The 23,360-nt window shown below is 46.8% G+C and carries 22 protein-coding genes; 7 read left to right on the top strand and 15 right to left on the bottom strand.

Translation table 11 applies throughout. The features are described 5' to 3' along the window. Positions 1–346 precede the first annotated feature (346 nt). Genes proB through mtnB form a run of 6 tightly spaced genes read left to right on the top strand, consistent with a single transcriptional unit; the run spans position 347 to position 6,192 of the window. The gene (gene proB / locus AC50YO_RS11260) at positions 347–1,453 is read left to right on the top strand and encodes a glutamate 5-kinase (protein ID WP_494846922.1); all 1,107 of its coding nucleotides are present in this window, start codon (positions 347–349) and stop codon (positions 1,451–1,453) included. Between the two features lie 26 nt (positions 1,454–1,479). Beyond that, positions 1,480–2,730, top strand: coding sequence for a glutamate-5-semialdehyde dehydrogenase (locus AC50YO_RS11255; protein WP_494846921.1), 1,251 nt, complete (start codon positions 1,480–1,482; stop codon positions 2,728–2,730). Positions 2,731–2,760: 30 nt separating this feature from the next. Next, positions 2,761–3,642, top strand: coding sequence for a pyrroline-5-carboxylate reductase (gene proC / locus AC50YO_RS11250; protein WP_494846920.1), 882 nt, complete (start codon positions 2,761–2,763; stop codon positions 3,640–3,642). Then, a complete protein-coding gene (locus AC50YO_RS11245) occupies positions 3,639–4,865 on the top strand; it encodes a 2,3-diketo-5-methylthiopentyl-1-phosphate enolase (protein ID WP_494846919.1) in 1,227 nt (408 codons plus the stop codon). The genes proC and AC50YO_RS11245 overlap by 4 nt, the downstream gene beginning before the upstream one ends. A gap of 2 nt (positions 4,866–4,867) precedes the next feature. Further along, entirely contained in the window at positions 4,868–5,539 is a 672-nt protein-coding gene (locus tag AC50YO_RS11240) for a 2-hydroxy-3-keto-5-methylthiopentenyl-1-phosphate phosphatase (protein ID WP_494846918.1), read from the top strand. Between the two features lie 2 nt (positions 5,540–5,541). Further along, entirely contained in the window at positions 5,542–6,192 is a 651-nt protein-coding gene (gene mtnB, locus AC50YO_RS11235; RefSeq protein ID WP_494846917.1) for a methylthioribulose 1-phosphate dehydratase, read from the top strand. 120 nt (positions 6,193–6,312) lie between these two features. Here the strand turns inward: mtnB and AC50YO_RS11230 are convergent, their stop codons facing one another. After that, on the bottom strand, positions 6,313–6,777 hold the full coding sequence (locus AC50YO_RS11230; protein WP_494846916.1) for a DinB family protein: 465 nt from the start codon (positions 6,775–6,777) through the stop codon (positions 6,313–6,315). Between the two features lie 196 nt (positions 6,778–6,973). Between AC50YO_RS11230 and AC50YO_RS11225 the strand changes: the two genes are divergently transcribed. After that, entirely contained in the window at positions 6,974–7,954 is a 981-nt protein-coding gene (locus AC50YO_RS11225) for a MerR family transcriptional regulator (protein ID WP_494846915.1), read from the top strand. A 44-nt stretch (positions 7,955–7,998) separates the two neighbouring features. Here AC50YO_RS11225 and AC50YO_RS11220 read toward each other — a convergent pair whose 3' ends face one another. The 14 genes from AC50YO_RS11220 to AC50YO_RS11155 form a co-directional block, all read right to left on the bottom strand. Then, positions 7,999–8,481 carry a peptide ABC transporter substrate-binding protein gene (locus AC50YO_RS11220; RefSeq protein WP_494846914.1) on the bottom strand — a complete coding sequence of 161 codons (483 nt, stop codon included), beginning with the start codon at positions 8,479–8,481 and terminating at the stop codon, positions 7,999–8,001. A gap of 55 nt (positions 8,482–8,536) precedes the next feature. Further along, a complete protein-coding gene (locus AC50YO_RS11215) occupies positions 8,537–8,902 on the bottom strand; it encodes a hypothetical protein (protein WP_494846913.1) in 366 nt (121 codons plus the stop codon). 219 nt (positions 8,903–9,121) lie between these two features. Continuing rightward, positions 9,122–10,744 carry a helix-turn-helix domain-containing protein gene (locus tag AC50YO_RS11210; protein WP_494846912.1) on the bottom strand — a complete coding sequence of 541 codons (1,623 nt, stop codon included), beginning with the start codon at positions 10,742–10,744 and terminating at the stop codon, positions 9,122–9,124. A gap of 101 nt (positions 10,745–10,845) precedes the next feature. Beyond that, entirely contained in the window at positions 10,846–11,886 is a 1,041-nt protein-coding gene (locus AC50YO_RS11205; RefSeq protein ID WP_494846911.1) for an ABC transporter substrate-binding protein, read from the bottom strand. A 252-nt stretch (positions 11,887–12,138) separates the two neighbouring features. Beyond that, positions 12,139–12,822, bottom strand: a complete 684-nt coding sequence (locus tag AC50YO_RS11200; RefSeq protein WP_494846910.1) for a DnaD domain protein — start codon at positions 12,820–12,822, stop codon at positions 12,139–12,141. 23 nt (positions 12,823–12,845) lie between these two features. Beyond that, entirely contained in the window at positions 12,846–14,060 is a 1,215-nt protein-coding gene (locus tag AC50YO_RS11195) for an acetate kinase (protein WP_494846909.1), read from the bottom strand. Further along, positions 14,057–14,932 (bottom strand): 3-hydroxyacyl-CoA dehydrogenase family protein, encoded by an 876-nt coding sequence (locus AC50YO_RS11190; protein ID WP_494846908.1) that lies wholly within the window; start codon positions 14,930–14,932, stop codon positions 14,057–14,059. The genes AC50YO_RS11195 and AC50YO_RS11190 overlap by 4 nt, the downstream gene beginning before the upstream one ends. A 133-nt stretch (positions 14,933–15,065) precedes the next feature. Continuing rightward, complete coding sequence (locus AC50YO_RS11185; RefSeq protein ID WP_494846907.1) at positions 15,066–16,565, bottom strand: AAA family ATPase; 1,500 nt, start codon at positions 16,563–16,565, stop codon at positions 15,066–15,068. Further along, positions 16,558–17,097: a hypothetical protein gene (locus AC50YO_RS11180; protein ID WP_494846906.1), complete on the bottom strand. Its 540-nt coding sequence runs from the start codon at positions 17,095–17,097 to the stop codon at positions 16,558–16,560. Before AC50YO_RS11180 ends, AC50YO_RS11185 begins: the two co-directional genes overlap by 8 nt. 124 nt (positions 17,098–17,221) lie before the next feature. Beyond that, the gene (locus tag AC50YO_RS11175) at positions 17,222–17,764 is read right to left on the bottom strand and encodes a cell wall elongation regulator TseB-like domain-containing protein (RefSeq protein WP_494846905.1); all 543 of its coding nucleotides are present in this window, start codon (positions 17,762–17,764) and stop codon (positions 17,222–17,224) included. Positions 17,765–17,769: 5 nt separating this feature from the next. After that, a complete protein-coding gene (locus AC50YO_RS11170; protein ID WP_494846904.1) occupies positions 17,770–19,071 on the bottom strand; it encodes an amidohydrolase in 1,302 nt (433 codons plus the stop codon). Next, a complete protein-coding gene (locus AC50YO_RS11165) occupies positions 19,052–19,708 on the bottom strand; it encodes a redox-sensing transcriptional repressor Rex (protein ID WP_494846903.1) in 657 nt (218 codons plus the stop codon). The genes AC50YO_RS11170 and AC50YO_RS11165 overlap by 20 nt, the downstream gene beginning before the upstream one ends. After that, a complete protein-coding gene (gene dinG, locus AC50YO_RS11160; RefSeq protein ID WP_494846902.1) occupies positions 19,705–22,569 on the bottom strand; it encodes an ATP-dependent DNA helicase DinG in 2,865 nt (954 codons plus the stop codon). Before dinG ends, AC50YO_RS11165 begins: the two co-directional genes overlap by 4 nt. Positions 22,570–22,584: 15 nt before the next feature. Next, positions 22,585–23,358 carry a tetratricopeptide repeat protein gene (locus tag AC50YO_RS11155; protein ID WP_494846901.1) on the bottom strand — a complete coding sequence of 258 codons (774 nt, stop codon included), beginning with the start codon at positions 23,356–23,358 and terminating at the stop codon, positions 22,585–22,587. Between the last annotated feature and the right edge of the window lie 2 nt (positions 23,359–23,360).

Here is a 23,360-nt window from a genome sequence, read left to right as displayed (position 1 = left end):
ATGAGAGCGGCTAAAAATGCTTCATTTGCCTTTCTTTACAGCATACAAGGATCATGATATGCTACTAATAATTAAACACTTAACGTGATGACGGGAATAGTAAGCTTGATTGGATCGTGAACAGAGAGTAAATTCCTTAGGCTGCAAGAATTTACCTTGATCGCTCGCTGAACCAACCCCCGAACGGCCGGTGATGAGCCGGACAGCGCCTCCTGTTACGAGGCTCAAGCAGGATCGTAGGCTAATTTCGCCATGCGATCAACAAAGGTGGTACCGCGGAAGCCCAGACTTTCGTCCTTTACGGACGGAAGTCTTTTTATTATGTATGGAAATGGGATGGGATCGCATGTCGGAGAGAATCATTGTCAAAATCGGTAGCAGCTCGCTTACCTCTGAAGAAGGTGGATTGAACCGGGAACGAATTACCTATTTCGCCACAGAGCTGGCTGCCCTTCACAAGCAGGGCATACAGGTTATTCTAGTGACCTCTGGAGCAGTAGCCGCTGGATTCCGGCAGATTGGCTACCTCGTTAGACCTAAGGCTGTACATGAGAAACAAGCTGCTGCTGCAGTAGGCCAGGCATTGCTTATGCAAGCGTATCAGGAGGCATTCAACAAGTTCGAGATTGGTACTGCGCAAATTCTACTTACACGAGCTGACTTCTCCAATCGCAAGCGAATTCAGAACGCGCTTATGACGGTGGAAGAGCTGCTCCGACTACGCATCATACCAATTATTAATGAGAATGATACCGTCTCAACGGATGAGCTGGAGCTCAAGTTCGGGGATAATGATAAATTGTCCGCACTCGTCGCTGCTATGACCAAAGCAAGCCAGCTCATTATGATCACGGACATGGATGGATTATACACGGAAGACCCAAGGAAAAATCCAAGTGCGGTTAAGATCGATCGCGTGGAGCAAATATCCGAGGAAATTATGAAGCTTGCCGGCGGAGCTGGCTCATCTGTCGGAACCGGCGGAATGCGCTCCAAAATTGAAGCTGCACGAATTGCTATGCGAGGCGGCGTACATGCTTTTATCGGCAAGGTCCAACAGCCGGGCGACCTTCAAATCGCTGTAGACGGAACGGGCAGAGGCACTTATTTCGATACACAACTACATAGCCTGCCCATGAAGAAACAATGGCTTGGCTTCCACTCGATGCCGCAAGGCAGAATTATTATTGATGAAGGCGCCCAGCATGCCCTGCTAGCTTGCGGCAAGAGCTTGCTGCCTGCCGGGATAAAAAGCATTGAGGGTGAATTCCACCCAGGCGATGTCGTCGAGGTAGCAAGCTTGTCAGGTGAACTCGTTGGCAGAGGCGTCGTTAACTACGAAGCCTCTCAGATTCAAGCCGTTGCTGGTTTAAATACGGATGAGGTTCGCCGGCGCGTTGACGTCAGTAGAATTGAAGTCATCCACCGTGATGAATGGATTTCCATGCAATAGCCATTATTCGATAGGGGGTTTTATTTATGATAAGCGAAGTAAGAAGTAAAGCAACACTGGCACAAGCTGCTGCGAGCCTTATGAACCGTGTAACGACTGAGCAAAAAAATGCGGCATTATTAGCAATGGCAGATGCTTTAATCAACAATCAGGAATCCATTATTACAGCCAATAAGCTGGATCTTGCAAGAGGCCAGCAGCTTGGAACCAGCCCTTCCCTGCTTGATCGCCTTGCGTTGAACGAAGAACGGATCGGAGCAATTGCCGAAGGACTTCGCCAAATTGTCGAGCTGCCGGACCCTGTCGGTGAACTGCTAGAGCAATTCGATCGTCCCAACGGACTTCGCGTTGAGAAATCCCGAGTGCCGCTAGGCGTTATTGGCATGATCTATGAGGCACGTCCCAATGTAACAGTAGATGCAGCCGGTCTTTGTTTAAAGACAGGAAACTGTGTCGTTCTGCGCGGCGGATCAGCGGCCTTGGAATCAAACCGTAAGGTTGTTGAAGTACTGCGTCAAGCTTTGAGCGCTACGGCGCTTCCTGCTGATGCCATTCAGCTCATTGAGGATTCCGACCGCGCTTCGGTTAATGAAATGCTGAAGCTGAACGGCCTGCTCGATGTCGTTATTCCACGTGGCGGAGCAGCTCTTATCCGCAATGTTGTCGAGAATGCAACTGTTCCCGTAATCGAGACAGGAGCGGGCATTTGCCATACGTTCGCAGACGAAAGCGCCTCTTATGAAATGGCTGAGAATATTGCAATCAACGCGAAGGTTCAACGTCCTTCGGTATGCAATTCCATGGAAACCCTTCTATTGCATGAAAGCTTTGCCGACCGGTACTTGCTCCAGCTTGCAGATAAGTTCATCGCTTCTGGCGTGGAGCTCCATGGCTGTGAGCGTACGGTAGAGCTTATCTCGCAAGCAATACCTGCCACTGAGCAGGATTATGCAACCGAATATAACGACTATGTGTTAAATATCCGCATTGTAGCAAACTTAGATGAGGCGCTGGAGCATATTCGCACTTATGGTACGAAGCATTCCGAATGTATCGTAACGGAAGATCAGAATCATGCGGACCGGTTCCTTCAGGAAGTCGATGCTGCCGCTGTCTATCACAATGCCTCTACTCGCTTCACGGATGGTTTTGAATTCGGGTTCGGCGCAGAGATCGGCATCAGCACACAGAAGCTGCATGCGCGCGGTCCAATGGGACTTCCCGCTCTCACATCGACGAAATATCGTATTTACGGGAATGGGCAAATAAGAGGTTAATCTATATAGGATGGTTTGGAGGGATACACTATGAATAGAACAACAGATACAGAAGTCGTTTCCAGCATACATGCCCTGCAGCTCAGCTTCTACGGCGCAGGCTCGATGGCTGAAGCTATCGTACGTGGCATTCTTAACAATAAGCTTACCGCTCCCGCTCAAATCTCAATGCTGAATCGCCAGAACAGCGAGCGGCTCAATGAACTGACCAAACGCTATAGCGTGCAGACGATTCTGGAAGGCTCCAGCAATGAACAGTTTTTGCAACAGGCTGATGTTGTATTCCTGGCTATGAAACCGAAGGATGCGGCAGCTGCTATCGCAGCGATCAAGCCGCTGCTTAATGAGAAGCAAATGATCGTTTCTGTTATCGCTGGCCTTTCGATCGCTTCAATAGAAAGGCTGCTCGGCAGACCAATGTCCATCATCCGTACGATGCCCAATACATCCAGTACGATTGGGCTAGGCGTTACCGGAATTAGTTATTCCAGTTCAGTAACAGCTGAGCAGCGCCAGCTTGCCGAGACTATTTTCCAATCCGTGGGCATTACCTCAGTTGTTGAGGAATCGCTGCAAGATTCCATTACAGGCGTATCGGGCAGCGGACCTGCCTATATCTATTATGTAATGGAGGCTATGATGACAGCGGCCGAGAAGCTTGGGTTCAATGCTGAGCAAGCGAAGGAGCTTGTCGTTCAGACTGTTCTGGGCGCTGCCGAGATGGTTCGTACGACAGGCGAAGAACCTGCTGAGCTTCGAAAAAAGGTCACCTCCCCTAACGGAACGACGCAAGCGGCAATCGAATCCATGACCCAAAGCGGGCTGCCTGAGGCAATTATAAAAGGCATGCTTCGCTCAACAGAGCGTGCAGGCGAAATCGGTGCCGAGATTGAAAGGAGCACTTATTCATGAACGGAATGTGTATAGCCACTTACCGCAGCTTCGATGATAAAGCTGATTTCCATAAAAAAGCGCTGTCCATTGCTGTAGGACTTACAGTAGGCAGTTGGACAGAACTTCCCGAAGCACAAAAAGCTACAATGGAGAAGCATTTGGGTAAAGTATTGTCCGTTGAGGTTCACGAATCGCAGCAAGGCAGCGAACGCTATGCAGATATTCAAATTGCCTATCCTGACATCAACTTCAGCCGTGACATCCCTGCCCTGCTCGTAACGATCTTCGGCAAGCTGTCCATGGATGGTCGTATCCGCTTGATTGATTTGGACGTGTCTGAGCAGTTCCAAGCAGCTTTCCCAGGTCCTGCATTCGGCCTTCAAGGCGTACGCGAATTACTGGGTGTCCATGATCGTCCGCTGCTTATGAGCATCTTCAAATCAGTAGTTGGCCATGATTTGGCTAATCTTCAAGAGCAATTCTATAAGCAAGCGCTCGGCGGCGTAGATTTGATTAAGGATGACGAGATCTTGTTCGAGAACCCGCTCACTCCACTGGAGAAGCGTGTTGAGGTCTGCATGGAGGCAGCAAGGCGTGCTCAGCAGGAGACAGGACAAAAGCTGCTCTATGCCGTGAACTTGACCGGGCCGACTTCACAGCTGGCCGATCAGGCTCGCAAAGCGATTAGCGCCGGTGCGAACGCTCTATTGTTCAATGTCCTGTCCTATGGCTACGATGTACTCCATGAGCTAAGCAAGGATACCTCCATTAATGTACCGATTGCAGCACATCCGGCCTTGGCAGGCGCCTTGTATCCATCGCCGCATTATGGCATTGGCGCGTCAGTACTCCTCGGGAAGCTCATGCGGCTCGCAGGTGCTGATCTGGTTCTATTCCCTTCTCCTTATGGCTCAGTCGTTATGCCCAAAGAAGAGAATCTCGCCGTCAAAGATGCCCTGCTCGCGCCATCGGCAACGATGCGCACAAGCTTCCCTGTTCCATCTGCTGGCATTCATCCCGGCCTCGTTCCGCTTATCCTGCGTGATTTCGGTACGGACGTTGTCGTGAACGCAGGCGGCGGCATCCATGGCCATCCAATGGGAACGGCCGCTGGGGGTCAAGCCTTCCGCAGCGCCATTACTGCAGCTATGCATAATATTCCACTTCGTGAAGCAGCCGCGCAGCTTGGCAACGAACCGTTGCAAGCAGCTATCGACATCTGGGGAATTAAGGAGGATTAAGAATGACTACTACAGCTAAGAAACGCATCATCTTCTGTGATTTTGACGGAACGATAACGGTTAATGATAATATTATCGCGATAATTCGCCACTTCAACCCTGAGGGCTGGGAGCCTATTGCAGAGCGTGTCATCTCTCAGGAAATGAGTATCCAAGAAGGCGTAGGACAAATGTTCCGCCTTCTGCCTGCTTCCATGCAGAAAGAGGTCGTAGAATTTGGCATATCCAATGCTCGAATTCGCGATGGCTTCGCAGATTTGCTCGCCTATTGCAAGGAAGAACAGATCGAATTCTATGTAACGAGCGGCGGCATCGACTTTTTTGTATATCCAATCTTAGAGCCATTCGGCATTCCTCAGGATCATATTTATTGCAATGGCAGTGATTTCAGCGGAGATCGAATTGAGATAACATGGCCTCATCCTTGCGATGACCAATGCAACAATAAATGCGGCATGTGCAAAACAACCATTATGCGCCGCTTCCCTGCAGAGCAATATGAGCGTATTCTAATCGGGGACAGCGTAACTGATTTCGAAGGGGCAAAACTGGCTGATGTCGTTTTCTCCCGCTCCCATTTGACGGTCAAATGCAAGGAGCTTGGCTTGCCTCATCATGAATACGAGGACTTTCATCAAATTATCCATGAGTTAAAACAGGAAAGGAAGGCTTAAAGATGGGTTTTCAAGAAATTAAGCTAGAACAAAAACAGAAAGCATTCGCAGAATTGCGCGACGTCAAAGAGCTATTCGCTTCCCGCGGTTGGTTCCCTGGGACGAGCGGCAATCTCTCGGTCCGCGTCGGTGACTATACCCCAGAGGAATTTTACTTCGCTATTACTGCAAGCGGCAAAGACAAGACGGTACATACGCCGGAGGACTACCTATTCGTTGACCAAGATGGCAAGGCTTGCGAGGCAACTGGTCTTAAGCCCTCCGCTGAAACCTTGATCCATAACGAAATATATCGCCTTACGGGTGCTGGTGCTATTTTTCATGTGCACACCGTGTTCAACAGCGTTATTTCCGAATGGTTCTGGGAGCGCAAAGCTGTGCCAGTAGATGGCGTGGAGCTGATTAAAGGCCTTAATATCTGGGAGGAAGAAGCCCATATCGACATCCCAATTGTCTCGAACTTTGCGGATATTCCACGTATCGTCCCTGAGGTGACCGAGCGTCTGGACCAGCGTATTCCTGGTATTTTGCTAAGGAAGCATGGCATCTACGCTTGGGGCGCGAATGCGTTTGAAGCCAAACGCCATCTTGAATCCTTCGAATTTATATTCGAATATGTATATCGCTGGGAACTGCTGAACAATAGAAAATAATGATGAAAATAACAAAGACCGATTCTCAAGGTAGTGAACGATGAGGATCGGTCTTTGTTTGTGCCGTTCTTTTTTGTATAATTTTTAGAGAGCAATAGCAGAATTTCTTTCGTAAACTTATTAAAGACTTTTAGCTGCGAAGCGTTTGAGCAGGCTTATTGTATTATAATGCATTCCCTCGTGATACAGAGTAAAATTCAGAAATTCTCCAATTGTATGTAAAGTTATACCGCTGCCTGTGGTGAATGGAGTTTTCACTGGTTCGTTTACGCGATGCTGCAAAGCTTGCTGAATACGCTTCGGCTGCTCTGCAAGCAGCTCTAGCAATGATTCGATTGTTGGAGGCTCCACTTGCCAATCAGCTGGTTTGGTGCCTTTTGCGAACAGTGTCTCAAAATGATCAGGGATTTGGGTAGGCTCACCCGAAAAATGAAACGCAAACTTTTCTTGTACCAGATAAATATGACCCAGATTCCATCTCACATTGTTATTGAACCCTTCTGGAATGCTATCTAACAGTTGTTCAGATAGTCCCTCTGCTGCTTTAACCGTTACTTGGCGTACGAATGCAAGTTGTTTGAACATAATAGGCTCCATAATATCCCTCTTCCCATTGATTGCTGTTCGAAGACGATAATGATTATAATACCGTCAGTTTATCACACAACAAATGTTAGGTGAAGAAAAATTCCTTTTTTTGGTCGAGAATGGACCTTATTTAAATAGTGCTTGACCTTTCCGTTACGGAAAGGTTCATGCTTGTAGGATGGAGGCGATTCGAGTGAAGGTTCATGAGGCTGCCAAGCAGCTTGGCATTACACCGCGTACGCTGCGATTTTACGAAGAAAAGGGCTTGATCAGCCCACGTAAAGAACAGGAAAATGGCTATCGGCAGTATGAAGATGAGGACCTGCAGCGCTTGAGATGGATCGTCGCGCTTCGGGAGTTAGGAATGCCGGTTAGCTCCATTGCAGACGCTTTGGCTGTCAAAGAGAGCAATGATTCTTTTATTAGAAAAGCAGATGAAGCCAGAGCCCTGTTATATGCAGAATGGGTCTCTGCTTCCCAACGGCTGGATGCCCTTGATCAAGCGATTGCAGCTTGGCAGCAAAGCCCTCTTCCTCTTGCATTGGAGGTTGCCGAACAATTAGCTGAGCGAATTAAACATACTCGCACTCTTCGTTCCTCCTGGAATGATCAATGGGGTTATGATGAGCTCGCACGCCTTCATGGCCAATCTGCTCCTCTGGCAGCGCTGGAAGGAGAACTAACGAACGAGCAATACGAATACGCCTTGCTGCAAACACTGGAATGGCTTGATCCTCGCGTTGATGAGCATGGTCTAGAGCTCGGTGCTGGTACGGGAAACTTAACCGTCATGCTAACTGCTGCCGGCACGGAGGTTACCGTAGTTGAACAATCCGTAGAAATGCTTGCCGTGCTCCGCAGCCGCTTGCCACAGGTCGAAGCCAAGACAGGCAATTTACTCGCAATACCCGTTGCGTCGCAATCTTATTCTTTTATAGTCAGCAGCTTTGCTATGCATCATTTGGACCCATCTCAGCAAATCATCGCACTGGCCGAGATGGATCGTGTTCTAATGTCCCAAGGGCGTATCGTCATTACCGATACCTTCACAATCACATCTTCCCTATCTCGTGAGCCGCAAAAATTAAGCGACTGGCTAACTGATCGAGCCTACTCTGTTTTAACACAATGCTTAGACGGCGGTGTCACCCTCTTACTCGCTGTGAAATCCTAGATAAGTATTCATGATCACGCACTAAGGCTGCCTCTTGGCAGCTTTTAACTTACCCATAAAGTCTGTGCACTTGTTACTTGCCATTTATCTTTTTTCAACTCAACCACGATTCTCGTTCCAATTGCTCCTAACCCTGATCGATATTTAGAGCCTTCAACAATAAATTGTTTTTTTGAGTTTACTATCTTTTCGACCCGTAACAATACACCGTCAAGCGCCGTTGTATTGGGGTCATATAACCCCTTAGCTTTTAATTGCTCATAGGTTGCTTCCATTACTTCAACGTTATATTTATTGAACTGCTGTAAAATTTGTTCCTTATCTGATTCATCAAGCCCTTCAAAGTTGCTCATGTCAATTGCAATATATTTCATATTATAATTCAGAGCTTCATCATTAGACATATACGCATCTAACGCCAAGCTATATATTTCCCCCATATCTTTTGCGGTCTTAGTATTCGAACAGGCAGTCGCCAGTAATACACTGAGTAAAGAAAGACATAACAATAGCTTCGTTAATCTCATTGCTTTCCCTCCTGAATAAACATCTTTTACTACTAGAGGTTCTTTTGGTCAGACCTCATCTGCCGATTGAAGTAGAAACTCCAAATGATAATCTATGCTCTAATGAAATAAATAATTGGTCTAATAAAACGTAGTTATCCTTTTCACCAAAGAACATACGATTTATTGCTGCGAAACCTATTAGTTTGTTGCTTTCATCAAAAGCTCCAACTGCTTCACCTTCACATAAAATAGTTGCTTTCAATCTATTATAATGGTTGTCATAACCATTAGCCCAATCCGAATCTTGATAATTAATTTCGACCAACTGGCGAATTCCTCTTACTTCTCTCCATGCTCTTTTTATGTATTGAGAGGGATCTATATCATTTATTAATCGACATTCCTCCACCATTAGCTTCCTATACTCTATATTTAACATTAATTCCCTCCACCATAGGTATGGAATAATTCTGCTCGTTTGTTTCAACGAACGAACCATTTTCCGAAGTAGAATCTTCCATCATTATACATAAAAAAGAAAATGGCGACCACAAAGACCGCCATTTTTGAATGAGTCACTATTTAAGGTTTGCAACACTTATTTCGCATTTGTTTCATAAACGTAGCCCGTCACTTGAGAATCTCTTAACCAACTAGTCTATATTCCTGACTGCTTCTGCAACGATTGCAGCACGTCATCGATTTTTTTGCCATGGGCGAGAATCCCATAATTCATCCAACTGAGAAAATCAACCTCGAAGACGCGATTACAGCGAACGGCCGGAAGTGATCTCCAGAGCGATGTTGCGAAAAGCTTGTGCTTCTCCTTCTCTGAAATATCAAATGTCACGAAAAGATTATCCGCATCGAGTTGGTTCAGCATGTCTGGCGTTAACTCCGCTGTCCTGTCGCAATTAACGAGCTGCTGCACCAGCGGATGAGGCGTCAATTCCAAATCCTTATAAAGGACAGGTCCCGTGAAGCTTTTATCTGGACCCCCATACAGCCTTATTCCATTGGAGTTAACCCGCAGAAAAGCCGTCGTTTGACGACGCATCGCACGCAGCTTTTTCCGAGCTGCTTCCGCTTTGCGTTCATAGCTTGATATGGCTTCCACCATTTTGGCACTCTTGCCCCTTCCGATTATATCGGCTATCGTCTGCAAGGTTGCTTGCCAGTCCTCTCCTTGGTTAGACATTCGATAGATCGGCGCCTTCTCACTGAATAGATCGGAATCCCATTGTGAAGAAAATCCATAGTCTACCATAATCAAGTCAGGCTTACACGGTAATGGGATGACATCCTTCGCAGACATTTCAACAGCCGGAATAGAATGAAGCTGCAAATACGATTGTGCTCCCCATCTCGAAAATGAGCTTTGCAGCACAGGCGTAATACCCAGCGTTACGAGGAAATCTTCAAGAAAGGGAGCAAATATACGAATTTCCTCCCGATAATGCCGACGATATTGGCCTGGCGAGACACCCACCGTCTGCTTGAAGCGGCGATTAAAATAAAACTCGTCTCCAAAGCCTACGTTCTCGGCGATATTAAACAAGCGATCATCGGTTGCTTGCAGCAGATACTTGGCTTGTTCGATTCGAATACTAGACAAGTACTGCAAAGGAACCTGTCCCGTCATTTCCTTGAACAAACGCGTATATTGCCAACGTCCGAGATCTGCCATCTTCGCCATTTGGCTTACCGACCACTCGTGCCGATACTCCTGACGAAGCCGATTAATTGTAGCCTCTACAGCCTGACGGCTGTTCTGGAGAGGAGAGGTCTGTATATTCTGCCTAACAATATGACGAAGAAGCTCTTGGAAGTGAATATGCTGTTCCAAGCTCCCCAGCTCGTTCTTCGACTCTGATGAAGCGTAGCTGTAGATTGCTTGTATCCATTCCAAGCACTGGGATAACGGAGCACATTCCACTTCTCCTACAAAAGGAAAGGCAGGCTTCTTGTGCGTGGCAGGTTTGCCATATTTCTCAACCGACAGTACCTCGAAGGTCAACTCATAGCATTTAAGCCCATGCTTGTACGCTTCGCTTGTGACCGTCATGTCTGGCTCTGCTATAACACATTTGCCGCGCTCGACTTGATAGCCCAGACCATTCACAACCAGCCGTCCTTCCCCTTCTGTAAAGAGATGAATGCAATAAGCTTCATTCTTGCTTGCTTTCTTTTGTTCAAAAGGGCTATATGTAGAATATGCTATTCCCACCAAGCGATAGAGCTTGTCAGGAGAAGTATTTGGCTCAGGGCTGCTCTCTCGCATCGTTGAAATGTCCTCCTCCAATATTGAGAATGATTATCATATACATACTATAAACCAAAAAGAAAAGCACATCAACAATGTGTTGAAATGCTTTTCTCACCCTATTTTAGAAATATTTTTTGCAAGTCTTGAATTTTAAGCTGGTTGGCTTGAAAAGCTCCCGTCTGCCAGTAGGTTCTGTCAACTCGATAAACATTGCCTTTCTTCACTGCAGGAACACTTTTCCAGATAGGACTGTTCATTAACCCATCAATGGATTCTTGATTCTCGGATGATGACCATGATCCATTCGAGGTCAGAATAATAATATGATCCGCATTCAGCTCTGGCAATGCTTCCATGGAGAGAGTATCAATGAAAGCGTCCATTTCTGCCACCATTTTCGGAGGGGTTAGGCCTAATTCTTTATACAAAATAGAACCGACAAACTTATTCTTAATGCCAAGCAGATTCAAGCTCTTCTCGGCGACATTAAGACGCAGCACCGCTACAGACTCTTCTCCGATTGCTGCATGCAGCTTAGCTTTCGTATCCGCAATATTCTGGTCATACTCCTTCAACAGCTCCTCCACCTTATCTTGCTCACCGATAAGATCAGCAATCTTACGAAGCATGTCAGCGGAGCTGCCTGTCACAATTTCATCTGGCATGCGATAGGTAGGAGCGACTTTCGAATATTTCTGATAAATAGCCTCATCCGCGAAGGCATCGGTAATAATTAGATCCGGCTGGGCTTCTAATAGAGCTTCAATACTTCCGGTTATATCGAATAGCGGAACACTCAGATTCAAATACTCCTGTTTGCCCCAGCTAGGATGATACCATTGAACAATAGGCTCTACATCCAATGCCACTAGATAATCCTCTAAGTAAATAGCTGCTATACGCTTTGGCTTGACTGGAATTTCCACTTCACCGAATTGGTCAGTCACGATCCTTGTTTCATTTTCTGAAGCTGGCTCGCTTTCGTTATTTTTTGTATCTTTATTTGCCTGCGTGCTTCCCGTACCATTGTCGCTCACGGCTTCTTCTGCCGGCTTCTCCTTTGGCGAATTGCCACACCCTGTAAGTACCATCATGATCATTAGAAGGGTAATAATGCCCCCTAATAGAATGCTGCGTGATTCTCGGTGCTGTAACATCTCTTCCCCACTCCTGTATATATAAAATAGTAACGAAATGATATTAATGATTATCATTCTCATTCCGTTCATGAGCAATTATATCATTTGGAACTTGGAATGCAATGTCTATTCTATCGGTCCTCTTTTATCTAAATGCGTGATTGGTGTGTGAGAGCCAGCAGAACCTGCAATGGAATAATAAAAACCACAAAAAAAGCCCTCCAAGTTACTCACTTGAGAGAGCTTTCGCCAAGCTATAAGGTTCTTCAATCACCCGCGAGGGCCTCTAAATTTCTGTGAATGGGCTCTTGCTTCGTCTGCGTTCGTTACTCTATTGCGGCTCCAATCAATTAAGATCCTATCAATATAGCGAAAATTCAGCTTGCCTGCAAATACAGCCTCTTTGAGCGCAAATCGAATAAGCTCATCCGAATATTTATCCTCGTCCAGCCAGCCGCCAATGGTCTCACATTCAAAGGGCGACAGCAGCCTTCCGAATTCCTGCTCGAACACGGTGAATAGATTCGTTGGATCAATAGAACGTTTGACTGGCTTACGCTGCTGCGCTCGCTTCGACTCGCGCTGCTCCTGCGCAGCCCATTCCGCTGCCTTCAACAACCAACCATTCCAATTATAGCACTCGGATTGAATGCCCGACTGGGAATCAATTTCTTCCTCTATGGTTAGGAAGCCATCCTTCATTAATCGAGCGATAAGCTGCTCAACTGTACTAGTTGTTGTGCCTAATCGTTCGGCCAATTGGACGGGCGTAGGAAACTCATTGCCTTCTGACTCTCGGTACAGCATAAGCTGGAGCAGCAGCAGCGCTTCGGTATCTGACAGCTCCAGTTGGCGATAGGAGCGCAGCAGCAACGCTGACACATACATACCGCCCTCATTCATTACCGCAGCCATGCCGCGCGAATAAGCCTTCCAGATGTCGTCATTACTCACGATGTTGTCGTCTCTCCCTTCGCTTATACGGTTGCAGCGCTCGCTTTGGCGATGGTGTACGTATCACGTGCAATCAACAGCTCTTCATTCGTTGGTACGACCAGAACCTTCACGAGGGATGCATCCGTCGATATATAACGAGCATCCTTCCCTCTTTGCGAATTGCGCGCTTCGTCCAGCTCTATTCCGAAGAATGTGAGTCCTTCACATACCGCCTTGCGGAATACATCCGAGTTCTCACCCACGCCTGCTGTAAAGATCAGTACATCCAGTCCGTCCATAGCTGCCGCATAGGCACCGATGTATTTGCGAACACGATAGATATACATGTCGAAGGCCAGCTTCGCGTTGCGATCGCCTTCCTCCATCGCCTCTACAACCTCGCGCATATCACTGCTCACTCCGGAGATAGCCAGCATACCGCTATGTTTATTGAGCATGGAATTAACCTCATTGAGGGTCAGCTCTTCTTTGTTCATCACGAACGGGACAATAGCTGGATCTATGTCGCCGCTGCGGGTACCCATCATCAGGCCTTCGAGGGGAGTCATGCCCATGCTCGTATCGAAGGATTGACCGTCCTTAATCGCCGTACAGCTCGCCCCGTTACCAATATGACAGCTGATCATTTTGAGAGAGGAAAGCGGTTTTTCCAGAAATAACGCAGCCTGCTCACTAACATATTGATGCGAGGTGCCATGGAACCCATAACGGCGAACTTTATGACGGCGATATAATACCGTTGGGATCGGATACAAGTAGTTCGTGCTTGGCATCGATTGATGGAAGGCCGTATCGAACACGACGACCTGAGGAACTTCAGGCAGGTTCACCTCGACTGCTGTAATCCCCATCATATGGGCTGGGTTATGCAGCGGGGCCAGATCGAACAGCTTGCGAATCTCCGCCTTCACCTCAGGTGTAACAAGTACCGACTTCTTAAATACTTCACCGCCATGAACGACACGATGACCAACAGCCTGAATCTCATTCATGGAGGTCACTGCGCCATAATCAGGATGCCTTAACATATCAAGCACCCGCTTAATCGCCGTGACATGGTCAAGAATTTCACTGACATCACGAATCTCAGGCTTTCCTGGCGGCTCGTGGGTCACGATCGAGGAATCCATGCCGATACGCTCAACCTTGCCGCTCGCGAGTACAGACTCGTCCAGCATATTATACAATTGATATTTGAGAGAGGAGCTGCCTGCATTGATGACTAGTATTTTCATGAGATTCGGTCTCCATCCTTATCGTATTTGAAAAAACCTACGCCGGATTTCACGCCCAAATGTCCGGCTCGCACCATTTTTTTCAGAATGGTTGACGGGCGGTATTTAAGCTCCCCATATTCACGAAACATTCGCTCAAGTGCAGCCACTACTGAATCCAGGCCAAAGCGATCCGCCATCTCAAGCGGTCCGTGCTGGAAGGAATAACCTATTCTCATCGCATTGTCGATATCTTCAGCGGACGCAACGCCCTCTTCCAGAACATGAAGAGCTTCGTTAATAAACAGACAGATAAGCCGGGAAGTTACATAGCCCGGTGATTCGAATACCATGATACCTTTTTTCAATATAACCTCATCAATAAATTGCTTGGTCCGAACAAAGGTATCCTCTGATGTCTTCAATCCTCTAACAATTTCCACGAGATCAATCTTAAAGACCGGATAAATAAAGTGCATGCCGATGACACGATCCGGATTATTCGTCGCACTTGCGAGCTCCGTCATACTAAGCGTAGAAGTATTGCTCGCGAAAATAACATTAGGTCCGCATATGCTGTCCATTTGCTGAAACACTTGTTTCTTGCTATCCATATCCTCAGTAATGGATTCGATCACAAGTTCACAATCCGCCAAGCTGTTGTAGTCTAAAGTCATATGGATGCGATTCATAATCAGCTTCTTCTCAGCCTGAGTAAGTGCCCATTTCTCTATCTGCTTATCAAGGCTTAGCTCAATCATTTCCTTGCCATATGTTAAGCGCTCCGGTGAGCACTCAATTAAATTCACGTCCAGCCCTTTGGAAGCAAGCATTTCGGCAATGCCCTGCCCCATCGTTCCAGCTCCGATAACTCCTACTTTTTTAATAGACATGGTTCTCTCCTTATGGCTTCCTACTACGTATGTAATAGAGAAACATTCCTATAAAATGATTAGTCCTCTTCATTATAACGGTTTTTAGAGAAAAATGAAGACAGACATCCCGTCTGTCTCCAAATTGTTAGAATTATGCACTATGGGAAAGTTTATCGAGCAGCCTGCGGAATTCATCCCCGCCAATCGTTTCCTCACGGATTACAACATCAAGTGCATTTAGAAATACCTCACGCTTAACTTCCAGCATTGCTTTAGTCTGCGCCATAAGCCTGTCTAATATTGATCGGTTAACCTTAGCCCAAGCCTCAGGCGTCATCATGTTGGCATCAATAATGCCAAGCTCTGTTAATCCAGACTCCACAAGCGTTTTTACAATATTCATCGCTTGCTCAAAGTCACCTCTGGAGCCTGTACTGCGTCCGCCGTAGAACATCTCTTCAGCTGCAGCTCCACCGAGCGCAATCATTATTTGCCCATTTAAGAAATCAGGCGTATACAAATAATGATCCTGCTGCGGATTATGCCGAACATAACCGAGAGCTTGCCCGCGTGGTGACAGCGCCACCTGAGAGACGCTTCCGGGACGAATGAGCTCAGCCATAATCGCATGCCCTAACTCATGAAGGGCAACGCGCTCACGCTCCTCCTTCGTCGCCTCACGATCCGTCTTCTCGCCCATCATAACCTTATCTATCGCACTCGCTAGATGATGCTCCTTAATCAGCTCGCTATGATCCCGCATGGCGTAGATGGCTCCTTCATTCATAACGCCCTCTAGCTGTGCACCAGAGAAGCCGAAGGATTCAGAGGCAAAACGCTCCAAATCAACGGATGGGTCAAGCGGCTTATTAGCGGCGTGAAGGTTAAGAATATGAAGCCGGCCTTTCTTGTCAGGCAGTTCAACCCCAATATGACGGTCGAATCGTCCTGGGCGCAATAACGCGCTATCCAGCATTTCTTTTCTGTTGGTAGCGGCAATGATAAGAATTCGCGGCGCCTCATCAGAATGAATACCATCCATCTCGGTTAGCAGCTGATTCAAGGTCTGGTCATATTCACGATGCTGCCCGCCATCGCGCTTGCCGCCAATAACATCAATCTCATCTATGAAAATAACCGCGCTGCTCTTGCCTTCCTTCTTCGCCTTCTGTCTAGCTTCCTTGAACAGGTCACGAATGCGTCCAGCACCAACCCCAACATACATTTCCACAAACTCACTGCCCGAGGCTGCCAAATAAATCGAATCCGTGTATTGAGCAGCTGCTTTGGCAAGCAACGTTTTTCCTGTTCCCGGCGGTCCAGTAAGCAATATCCCTTTCATCGGGCGAATGCCCAGCTTCTTGATCTCTTCATATCTTACTAGAAAATCGAGCGCTTCTATAAGCTCCTGCTTCGCTCTGTCCTGACCGCCGATCTGTTCAAAGGTCATCGAAGTCTGATGCAGGTCCGCACGTCTCTTCTGCCCATTCATCGCCGTCATTCGCCCTTTACCGCCGCGTGCAGCATAGAAGAGCGCTGCTCCCAATATGGCAAGCAAAAGCACCGGCACGACATTATACCCCGCAAAAACAAGGAATAAAAAAAGTACGGGCACAAAACCAATCGCTATTTCCTTCCAATATTTAAGCATGGGCAGACACCTCCAGCATAGCCGGCGTACGAGGTAATACGACATATTTGGAGGATGTCTCGTCTTTGATCGTTACATAGACATTCGTCTGATCCATCTCGGTTACAACCTTGATGCCTGAATTCGTTTGAGCAAGCTTATCCATCGCAACGGGTATATCCGAATAGCGTTTCGTCTCCATCGATTCAGCTACAGTAAACAATACAGTAGACCATAGCTTTTCAAGCCGTTCGCTTGATGTAGCATTATTAATGGAAAGCTGCAGCTCCCGATTGCCTATAGAGCTTTTTCCTTGCTTATTAATTGAATCATAGACAGCCTTTAAATTGGCATCTGGCTCTAGTGTAACCCGAAGGGCCACTCGTTCTTTATCCATCTGGGGAGCATCTGCCGAAGCGATGCCTGATATTTGATTAACCGCCTTTTGCAAAGGCGCTTCAACAGCAAATTGATTATATAATACCCAACCGCCAAACAATACAAGAGCGGAAGCTGCAACAGTGAGCAATATCGGAGTAATTCGTAGTTTCACGCAAAAAGCCCCCTTTTGAAATGCATCAGTAGCATACCTGCGTATATCATCTCTGCTATACGGAAGTATATCACATTCATGCCTTCAAAAGAGGGTGTAAAATTAGGAAACTCGCCTTATGCGGCTATTTTGCAGTTTTTGCAGGAAGTCTGTATTGATCAATAAATGCTCCGTCCTTGAACGAATAGAAGGCGTAATAATAGATGCCCTCTTTATTCGTATAAAACACTTCGTAAGCAAGCTCGTTGTTGATTATTCCAAGCTGCATTCGTTTAATCTCTGCATCAGGATTGGCATTTATAAAGATGCTCTTCACGTCTGCCTTCAGTATGCCTTCACTAGTCTTCACCACTTGGATGTCTTGTTGCGCCTTGGCATCCTCTGCCTTCACATCAGGAACAGATACGATAACAGCTTCGCCAGCTTGATTGGTTCCTTCCACAATCCAGAATGGCTTCTCCCATACATATCTTGTTGCCAACTCGACTGAAGTCAGCTCAGCAGCTTCCACAGCCTTAGTTGTTGCTGCATTTTCCTCTGACCAATAGGGCCTTTGGATTGTATTATAGTACATAATCACGCAACCAACTATCGCTACTACAGCTACAAGGGCAACAGCCAGCCACCTTCGGCCGGACATGATGGACTTACGTTTCTTCGTGATCACTCTCATTAAGCATTCAGCAGCCGATCGAAGCTAGCTGCTGCCTCATAACGAATCTTCTCCTCATCCATGAACGTACATTGGCCGTTATCAACAACCTTGCGTCCATCCACCCATACATGCTTAACATCTCTTCCTGATGCGGAATAGACCAGATGCGACACAATATCCGTCTGTGGATAGAAATGAGGCTGTTCCAGATCAATCGCTATGAAATCTGCCTTCATTCCAACACGAAGCTGACCAATCTGATCCTCCTGCCAAATCGAACGTGCACCATACAATGTCCCCATACGCAATGCTTCCATAGCCGGAACGACTGTCGGATCACCCGATACACCCTTATGAAGAAGAGCAGCAAATTTAATTTCTTTGAATAGGTCTAAATTATTATTGCTCGCCACACTATCCGTTCCTAACGAAACGGTAACTCCGGCACGCAATAGCTCCGGTACGCGCGCAATGCCGCTTGCCAGCTTCAGATTGCTTGCCGGATTATGAGAGACCGCGACCTTGCGTTCAGCAAGCAAAGCAATCTCATCATCTGTTAGATGAACAGCATGTGCAACTAAAGAAGGACGGGAGAAGAATCCAAGCTTATCTAGATGCTCAACAGGGCGGGTTCCATAATCGCGAACATTTTGTTCAACCTCTGCCAATGTCTCAGACATATGCGTATGAAGAGGCAAATCATATTCATGCGCCGCTTGAACAATTTGCTCAATATAAGCTGGAGGGCAAGTATACGGTGCATGTGGCGACAACATCGTCGTAATCCGACCATCTGCCTTGCCATTCCAATCGCGCGCAAAGCTCAGTGCATCCTTCAATTTGGCTTGCTGCTCTTCAGGAGAGCATAGCCCAATAACCCCGCGGGTCAGAGCTCCGCGAATACCCGATTGCTCAACCATTTGCGCAACCTGGTCCATGCGATCATACATATCTACAAAGGCGGTGGTACCTGATTTGAGCATTTCAACAATAGCAAGAGCGCTGCCAGCACGAGTATCTTGATCAACATACTTCGCTTCCATTGGCCACATCTTTTGCTCCAGCCATACCTGCAGGCTTTGGTCATCGGAATATCCGCGCAGCAAAGTCATCGCCGCATGACCATGCGTATTAATCAGGCCTGGCATGAAGGCCAGCTTGCTTCCGTCGATCCGTTCAGCTTCTGTGCTAAGCCCCTCTGGTGCAGCTTCTCCGATATATGTAATTCGATCATCCGTCACAACCAAATGACCACGAAGTGTAGGTTGCTTCTCATCCATCGTTATGAACAGCCCATTCTCAATCCAGATCTGACTCATTGGCTTCATTCCTCTCTCGATTCAAATAATAAGCTAAGCTTAACAATTCCTTCGTAAAGTCAGCATGATGAATGCGAACCTCTTCCGGTACTCTTAGAATAGCCGGCGCAAAGTTAAGTAAGCCTTCAATACCTGCTTCAACGAATTGATTCGCCACATTTTGCGCCTCAAATCCGGGTACTGTAATGATGCCAAGACGTATATTATTTTCTTGTACCGTCTGCTTCAGCGCTTCCATTGGCATGACGACCAGATTGTTGATCATCGTGCCAATCTTGCTGGGATGCACATCAAATACAGCGATGATTTTCATATTGTCATTGGAATATTTATTATAATTGCATAGGGCATGACCCAAATTCCCGGCGCCGACCAGCGCGACATTAATCGTCTGGTCAAGCTTGAGGATTTGCCGAATCTTTTCAATTAAATAAGAAATTTCATACCCTATTCCTTTACGACCGAAATCACCGAAATAAGCCAAGTCCTTTCGTATTTGAGCTGGATTCAGATCAAGCTTAACGCCCAGTTCCTGCGATGAAACGGTCTGTATCTCCCGATGGTGAAGTTCATTCAACACCTGCAGATAAATGGGCAGCCTTCTGACTACAGCTTCGGATATTTTGGCTTGCTTCACCCGATTTCCTCCTCTTCCTTACTTAGCCACTCACGCATTCTTGGTACCATTTGTTCGATATGCATATGCTCAATTTTGGGTCCGGGCAAAGAATACAAGAAATGCTTGCCATAATAGGTCTCAATGACTCTTGTATCATAAATAATGACGATGCCTTTATCCTTCGCCGTACGAACGAGACGGCCAAATCCTTGCTTAAAGCGAATAACTGCCTGCGGTATAGAAAGCTTCATGAATGGATTCTGCTTTTGCTTTTGCAGCAGCTCTGACTTTGCTTCAACCAATGGATGATTAGGCGGCTGGAACGGCAATCTGACGATTGCCAGACAGGTCAGCGCTTCTCCTGGAATGTCTACCCCTTCCCAGAAGCTGCTTGTGCCGAGCAGAACGGTCTCTGGATGCTGCGTAAACCTTCTGGTTAGCTTTGTTCGATTGCCGCTATCGATTCCCTGTCCGAGCACAGTAATGCCCGTAGCCGAAAGTGCCTCCTTCAAAGGATCATACACCTGCTTCAGCATGCGATAAGACGTAAATAGAACGAGCATTCTTCCCTTAGTCTCCACCGCTGCATCCGACAATGAGCTAACCAGCATAGAAATAAATTGCGGGTCTCCGGCTGAGCCTTTCAACGTCGGGAAATTCCGGGGAATAATAACTAATGCTTGCTCTCTATAATTAAATGGGGATGGAAGCTGAACCGTCTTCAACCGATTGCTTGCTTCGAATCCTTCCAAGCCTAGCTGCTCCTCCGCATATTGAAATGATTTCTGTACGGATAAGGTAGCTGAGGTTAGAATAATGCTATCTTTTACATCGAAAAAATATTGCTGAAGCTGTCGGCTCACATCTACAGGCACCGAATAGAGCTGCACCGAGCGATAGCGGTAGGTCAAGCTCGCTTCAATCCACAGTACCTCAGAAGGCTGCTCCATCTTCATAAAGGTGCGAAGATCGTCCTTCACACGCATCAAATCACGTATTGCGCCATTCAAGTCGGTCACTAAGCCTTGAATGGAAGGATCGTCAATTCTTTCCTTAATATCGGCAGCCATTTTCTCTACTGTACGAACTACGCGGTTAAGCTCAGTATGAACATTCGTCTCAATCGTAATGGCATCCTCCCAATTGCCGGGGAGATTATCACTCCTTAGACGATATACCGACTGGCCATTCTCATTCGCCCCGCTTTCAACGGCAGCGCCCACCAAGCTGTAGAACAGCTCGAACAGCTTCTCCCAATGCTCCTTCACATCATTGAAGTGCGGAATAACGGTATCGATAGTCTCCGTCCACGCTTGGACGCGCTCATCATCTTCATTCTGCAGCCTCATTCGAAGTGCGGGCAATAAGCCGGATCGGTTGTCCTTGAATAAACGGCTCGTATTATGTGTCAATGAGAAATAGTTCAATTGCATGCCTAAGTGCTTGCTAGCTACTTCCTCCACATGATGGGCCTCATCAATAATCAAATGATTATAGCTTGGCAGCAGCCGATGATCAGCTTGTACATCTGTGAACAGCATGGAATGATTAGTCACGCATACGTCGGCAATATTGGCCTCATGCTTCGCACGATGATAATAACAACGCTTGAACCACGGGCATTGCCGATTAAGGCAAGAATCCGCATCACTTGCAACAGTCGACCAGAAGTCTGCGCCCTTGTTGCCAAAGTTCAGCTCTTCTTGATCCCCCGTCTCGGTCTCCCCGAGCCATACCACCATTTGGGATGCGGTAATTGCATCTTCAATAGGCGACACAAGGTCTTTCGTATTTATTTTACTTTCAAATTTGCGCAGGCACAAATAATTGCCGCGTCCTTTGAATATCGACGCACGAAACTCAAAGGGAAGAATCTCTTTAAGCAAAGGCAAGTCCCTTTGGCGCAGCTGCTCTTGCAGATTGATCGTATGCGTACTGACGACTATCTTGGTATTGTGCTGGACACCATAATACAAAGAAGGTATTAAATACCCAAGCGACTTGCCTGTTCCAGTGCCTGCCTCTATAAGAAGATGGCGGTCACTGTTAAGCGCATCATATACCTCGTGGAACATCGTCGTTTGTGCCTCACGCGCTTCATAATTCGAGAATTTTTCCATGAAACGCTGCTTGATGCCGTCGAGATAGTTCTCGAAAGACACATCCTGCAACGGTTCTGCTCCCGAATCAGCCCGTGCTGGCTGCTCTTCGTTCCATTCTCCTGCCTTCAATGCAAATTGATTGAAGTAATGGTAGTCATTGTTCTCAAAAACGACTTGCTGTTCCGCTCGCTGAAGCGTAACTCCAAGAAACCAGCTCATATCGCTTCCGTTATCCATAATAAAGGATAGCCGTTGCAGGGTAAGCAACGGCAATTCGCGAAGCTTGCGTACGGAATCGGTGAAAATAAGGGCGGTAGCCATAGCATCACTGTCAGCGCGATGATGCTGCTCATGCTTAATGCCGAACAGCTCGGAGACCACTCCGAGCTGATAAGTTGTAATAGATGGATAAAGAATTCTTAGAAATTCAATCGTATCTAATCGGCGGCCGACAAAGGTATGGTAACCGCATCGGTCTAACGCTTGATTAAGGAATCCTGCATCAAAATTAACGTTGTGCGCAACAAGAATCGCATCATCCAGCAAAGGAATCATTTGCATCAGAACTTCATCCAGCTCAGGCGCATCTGCTACCATTGCCGCATCAATGCCTGTCAGCTGAGTAATAAAAGCAGGAATTTCAACAGTTGGTCTTACAAAAGAATTAAACGTTTGTACGATAGCCAGATTATCGTCGAGAACAACAAGGCCTACCTGTAAAATATCATCATTTACACTATGCCCTGTCGTCTCCAAATCCAATACTGCATATTTCATTTGTTACCGTTCCCCTCACAAGCAGCAAAGTTCGGTACTACCGAAAAATAATGACAATTGCTGCGGCGTTTCTTTACAACATTTCAAGTTGTTAAGCGGGTCCTTGAAGCTAGGGCAGGCCTCATATGCCTTAATGAAGAATTGCTCTGCTCGCTCCATATTCATGTAAACCGCTTGAATGCACCCAAGGGCATTATAGCCTAAAGCACGCCACTTCGGATAGTCCGTTAGAGAAACTAACAGTTGGAAGTGACGCTGGGCTTCACTCCAATTTTGAAGATGCATGTAAGTCATCGCCAAGTACAACCGAGCCAGATTGCATTCCGGAAGACTGCCTACAACGACTTGGAACTGTGAAGCTGCGTTAGAAAACATAAATAATTTATAATACCCTTGGCCTTTTGTAATCAGGTCGGCCATTTCCCAAGATAATTCCATATCGAGCTCTTTGTCATAGATCGGCTTAGTCAAAGGGGCTGCTTCTGGCGGCGGTTGCTGTGAGGCACAAGGCTCCATCGAAGATGAATCCTCCAGCTCCACGAATCCTGTAAATTTCTCTTCAAAATCCATCCATTGCTCGACAACAGAATCACTCATTTTTTTGAGCATCATAATCTGTTCTTCATATTGCTTTTTCTGATCGCCTACTGCATCTGGATATGCTTCAATAATCTCATCGAGCATTTCGTTCATTACGGTAAATAGCTGCTGGAACATATATCGCATCCCGCCTTCACCAAAGAAATGAGGAGTGGTATGCTCATTCTTTGTTAAGGTGGTGCTTTTCATAC

It is taken from the genome of Paenibacillus sp. J22P59, from assembly GCF_059383895.1.
Note: the sequence above shows the minus strand (reverse complement) of the source record. Positions and strands in the feature narration are given on the sequence as shown.

What these genes read in the sequence shown, in the direction of transcription:
- proB (WP_494846922.1), top strand. Translation starts at nt 347, where the DNA reads ATGTCGGAGAGAATCATTGTCAAAATCGGTAGCAGCTCGCTTACCTCT.
- AC50YO_RS11255 (WP_494846921.1), top strand. Translation starts at nt 1,480, where the DNA reads ATGATAAGCGAAGTAAGAAGTAAAGCAACACTGGCACAAGCTGCTGCG.
- proC (WP_494846920.1), top strand. Translation starts at nt 2,761, where the DNA reads ATGAATAGAACAACAGATACAGAAGTCGTTTCCAGCATACATGCCCTG.
- AC50YO_RS11245 (WP_494846919.1), top strand. Translation starts at nt 3,639, where the DNA reads ATGAACGGAATGTGTATAGCCACTTACCGCAGCTTCGATGATAAAGCT.
- AC50YO_RS11240 (WP_494846918.1), top strand. Translation starts at nt 4,868, where the DNA reads ATGACTACTACAGCTAAGAAACGCATCATCTTCTGTGATTTTGACGGA.
- mtnB (WP_494846917.1), top strand. Translation starts at nt 5,542, where the DNA reads ATGGGTTTTCAAGAAATTAAGCTAGAACAAAAACAGAAAGCATTCGCA.
- AC50YO_RS11230 (WP_494846916.1), bottom strand. Translation starts at nt 6,777, where the DNA reads ATGTTCAAACAACTTGCATTCGTACGCCAAGTAACGGTTAAAGCAGCA.
- AC50YO_RS11220 (WP_494846914.1), bottom strand. Translation starts at nt 8,481, where the DNA reads ATGAGATTAACGAAGCTATTGTTATGTCTTTCTTTACTCAGTGTATTA.
- AC50YO_RS11215 (WP_494846913.1), bottom strand. Translation starts at nt 8,902, where the DNA reads ATGTTAAATATAGAGTATAGGAAGCTAATGGTGGAGGAATGTCGATTA.
- AC50YO_RS11210 (WP_494846912.1), bottom strand. Translation starts at nt 10,744, where the DNA reads ATGCGAGAGAGCAGCCCTGAGCCAAATACTTCTCCTGACAAGCTCTAT.
- AC50YO_RS11205 (WP_494846911.1), bottom strand. Translation starts at nt 11,886, where the DNA reads ATGTTACAGCACCGAGAATCACGCAGCATTCTATTAGGGGGCATTATT.
- AC50YO_RS11195 (WP_494846909.1), bottom strand. Translation starts at nt 14,060, where the DNA reads ATGAAAATACTAGTCATCAATGCAGGCAGCTCCTCTCTCAAATATCAA.
- AC50YO_RS11190 (WP_494846908.1), bottom strand. Translation starts at nt 14,932, where the DNA reads ATGTCTATTAAAAAAGTAGGAGTTATCGGAGCTGGAACGATGGGGCAG.
- AC50YO_RS11185 (WP_494846907.1), bottom strand. Translation starts at nt 16,565, where the DNA reads ATGCTTAAATATTGGAAGGAAATAGCGATTGGTTTTGTGCCCGTACTT.
- AC50YO_RS11170 (WP_494846904.1), bottom strand. Translation starts at nt 19,071, where the DNA reads ATGAGTCAGATCTGGATTGAGAATGGGCTGTTCATAACGATGGATGAG.
- dinG (WP_494846902.1), bottom strand. Translation starts at nt 22,569, where the DNA reads ATGAAATATGCAGTATTGGATTTGGAGACGACAGGGCATAGTGTAAAT.
- AC50YO_RS11155 (WP_494846901.1), bottom strand. Translation starts at nt 23,358, where the DNA reads ATGAAAAGCACCACCTTAACAAAGAATGAGCATACCACTCCTCATTTC.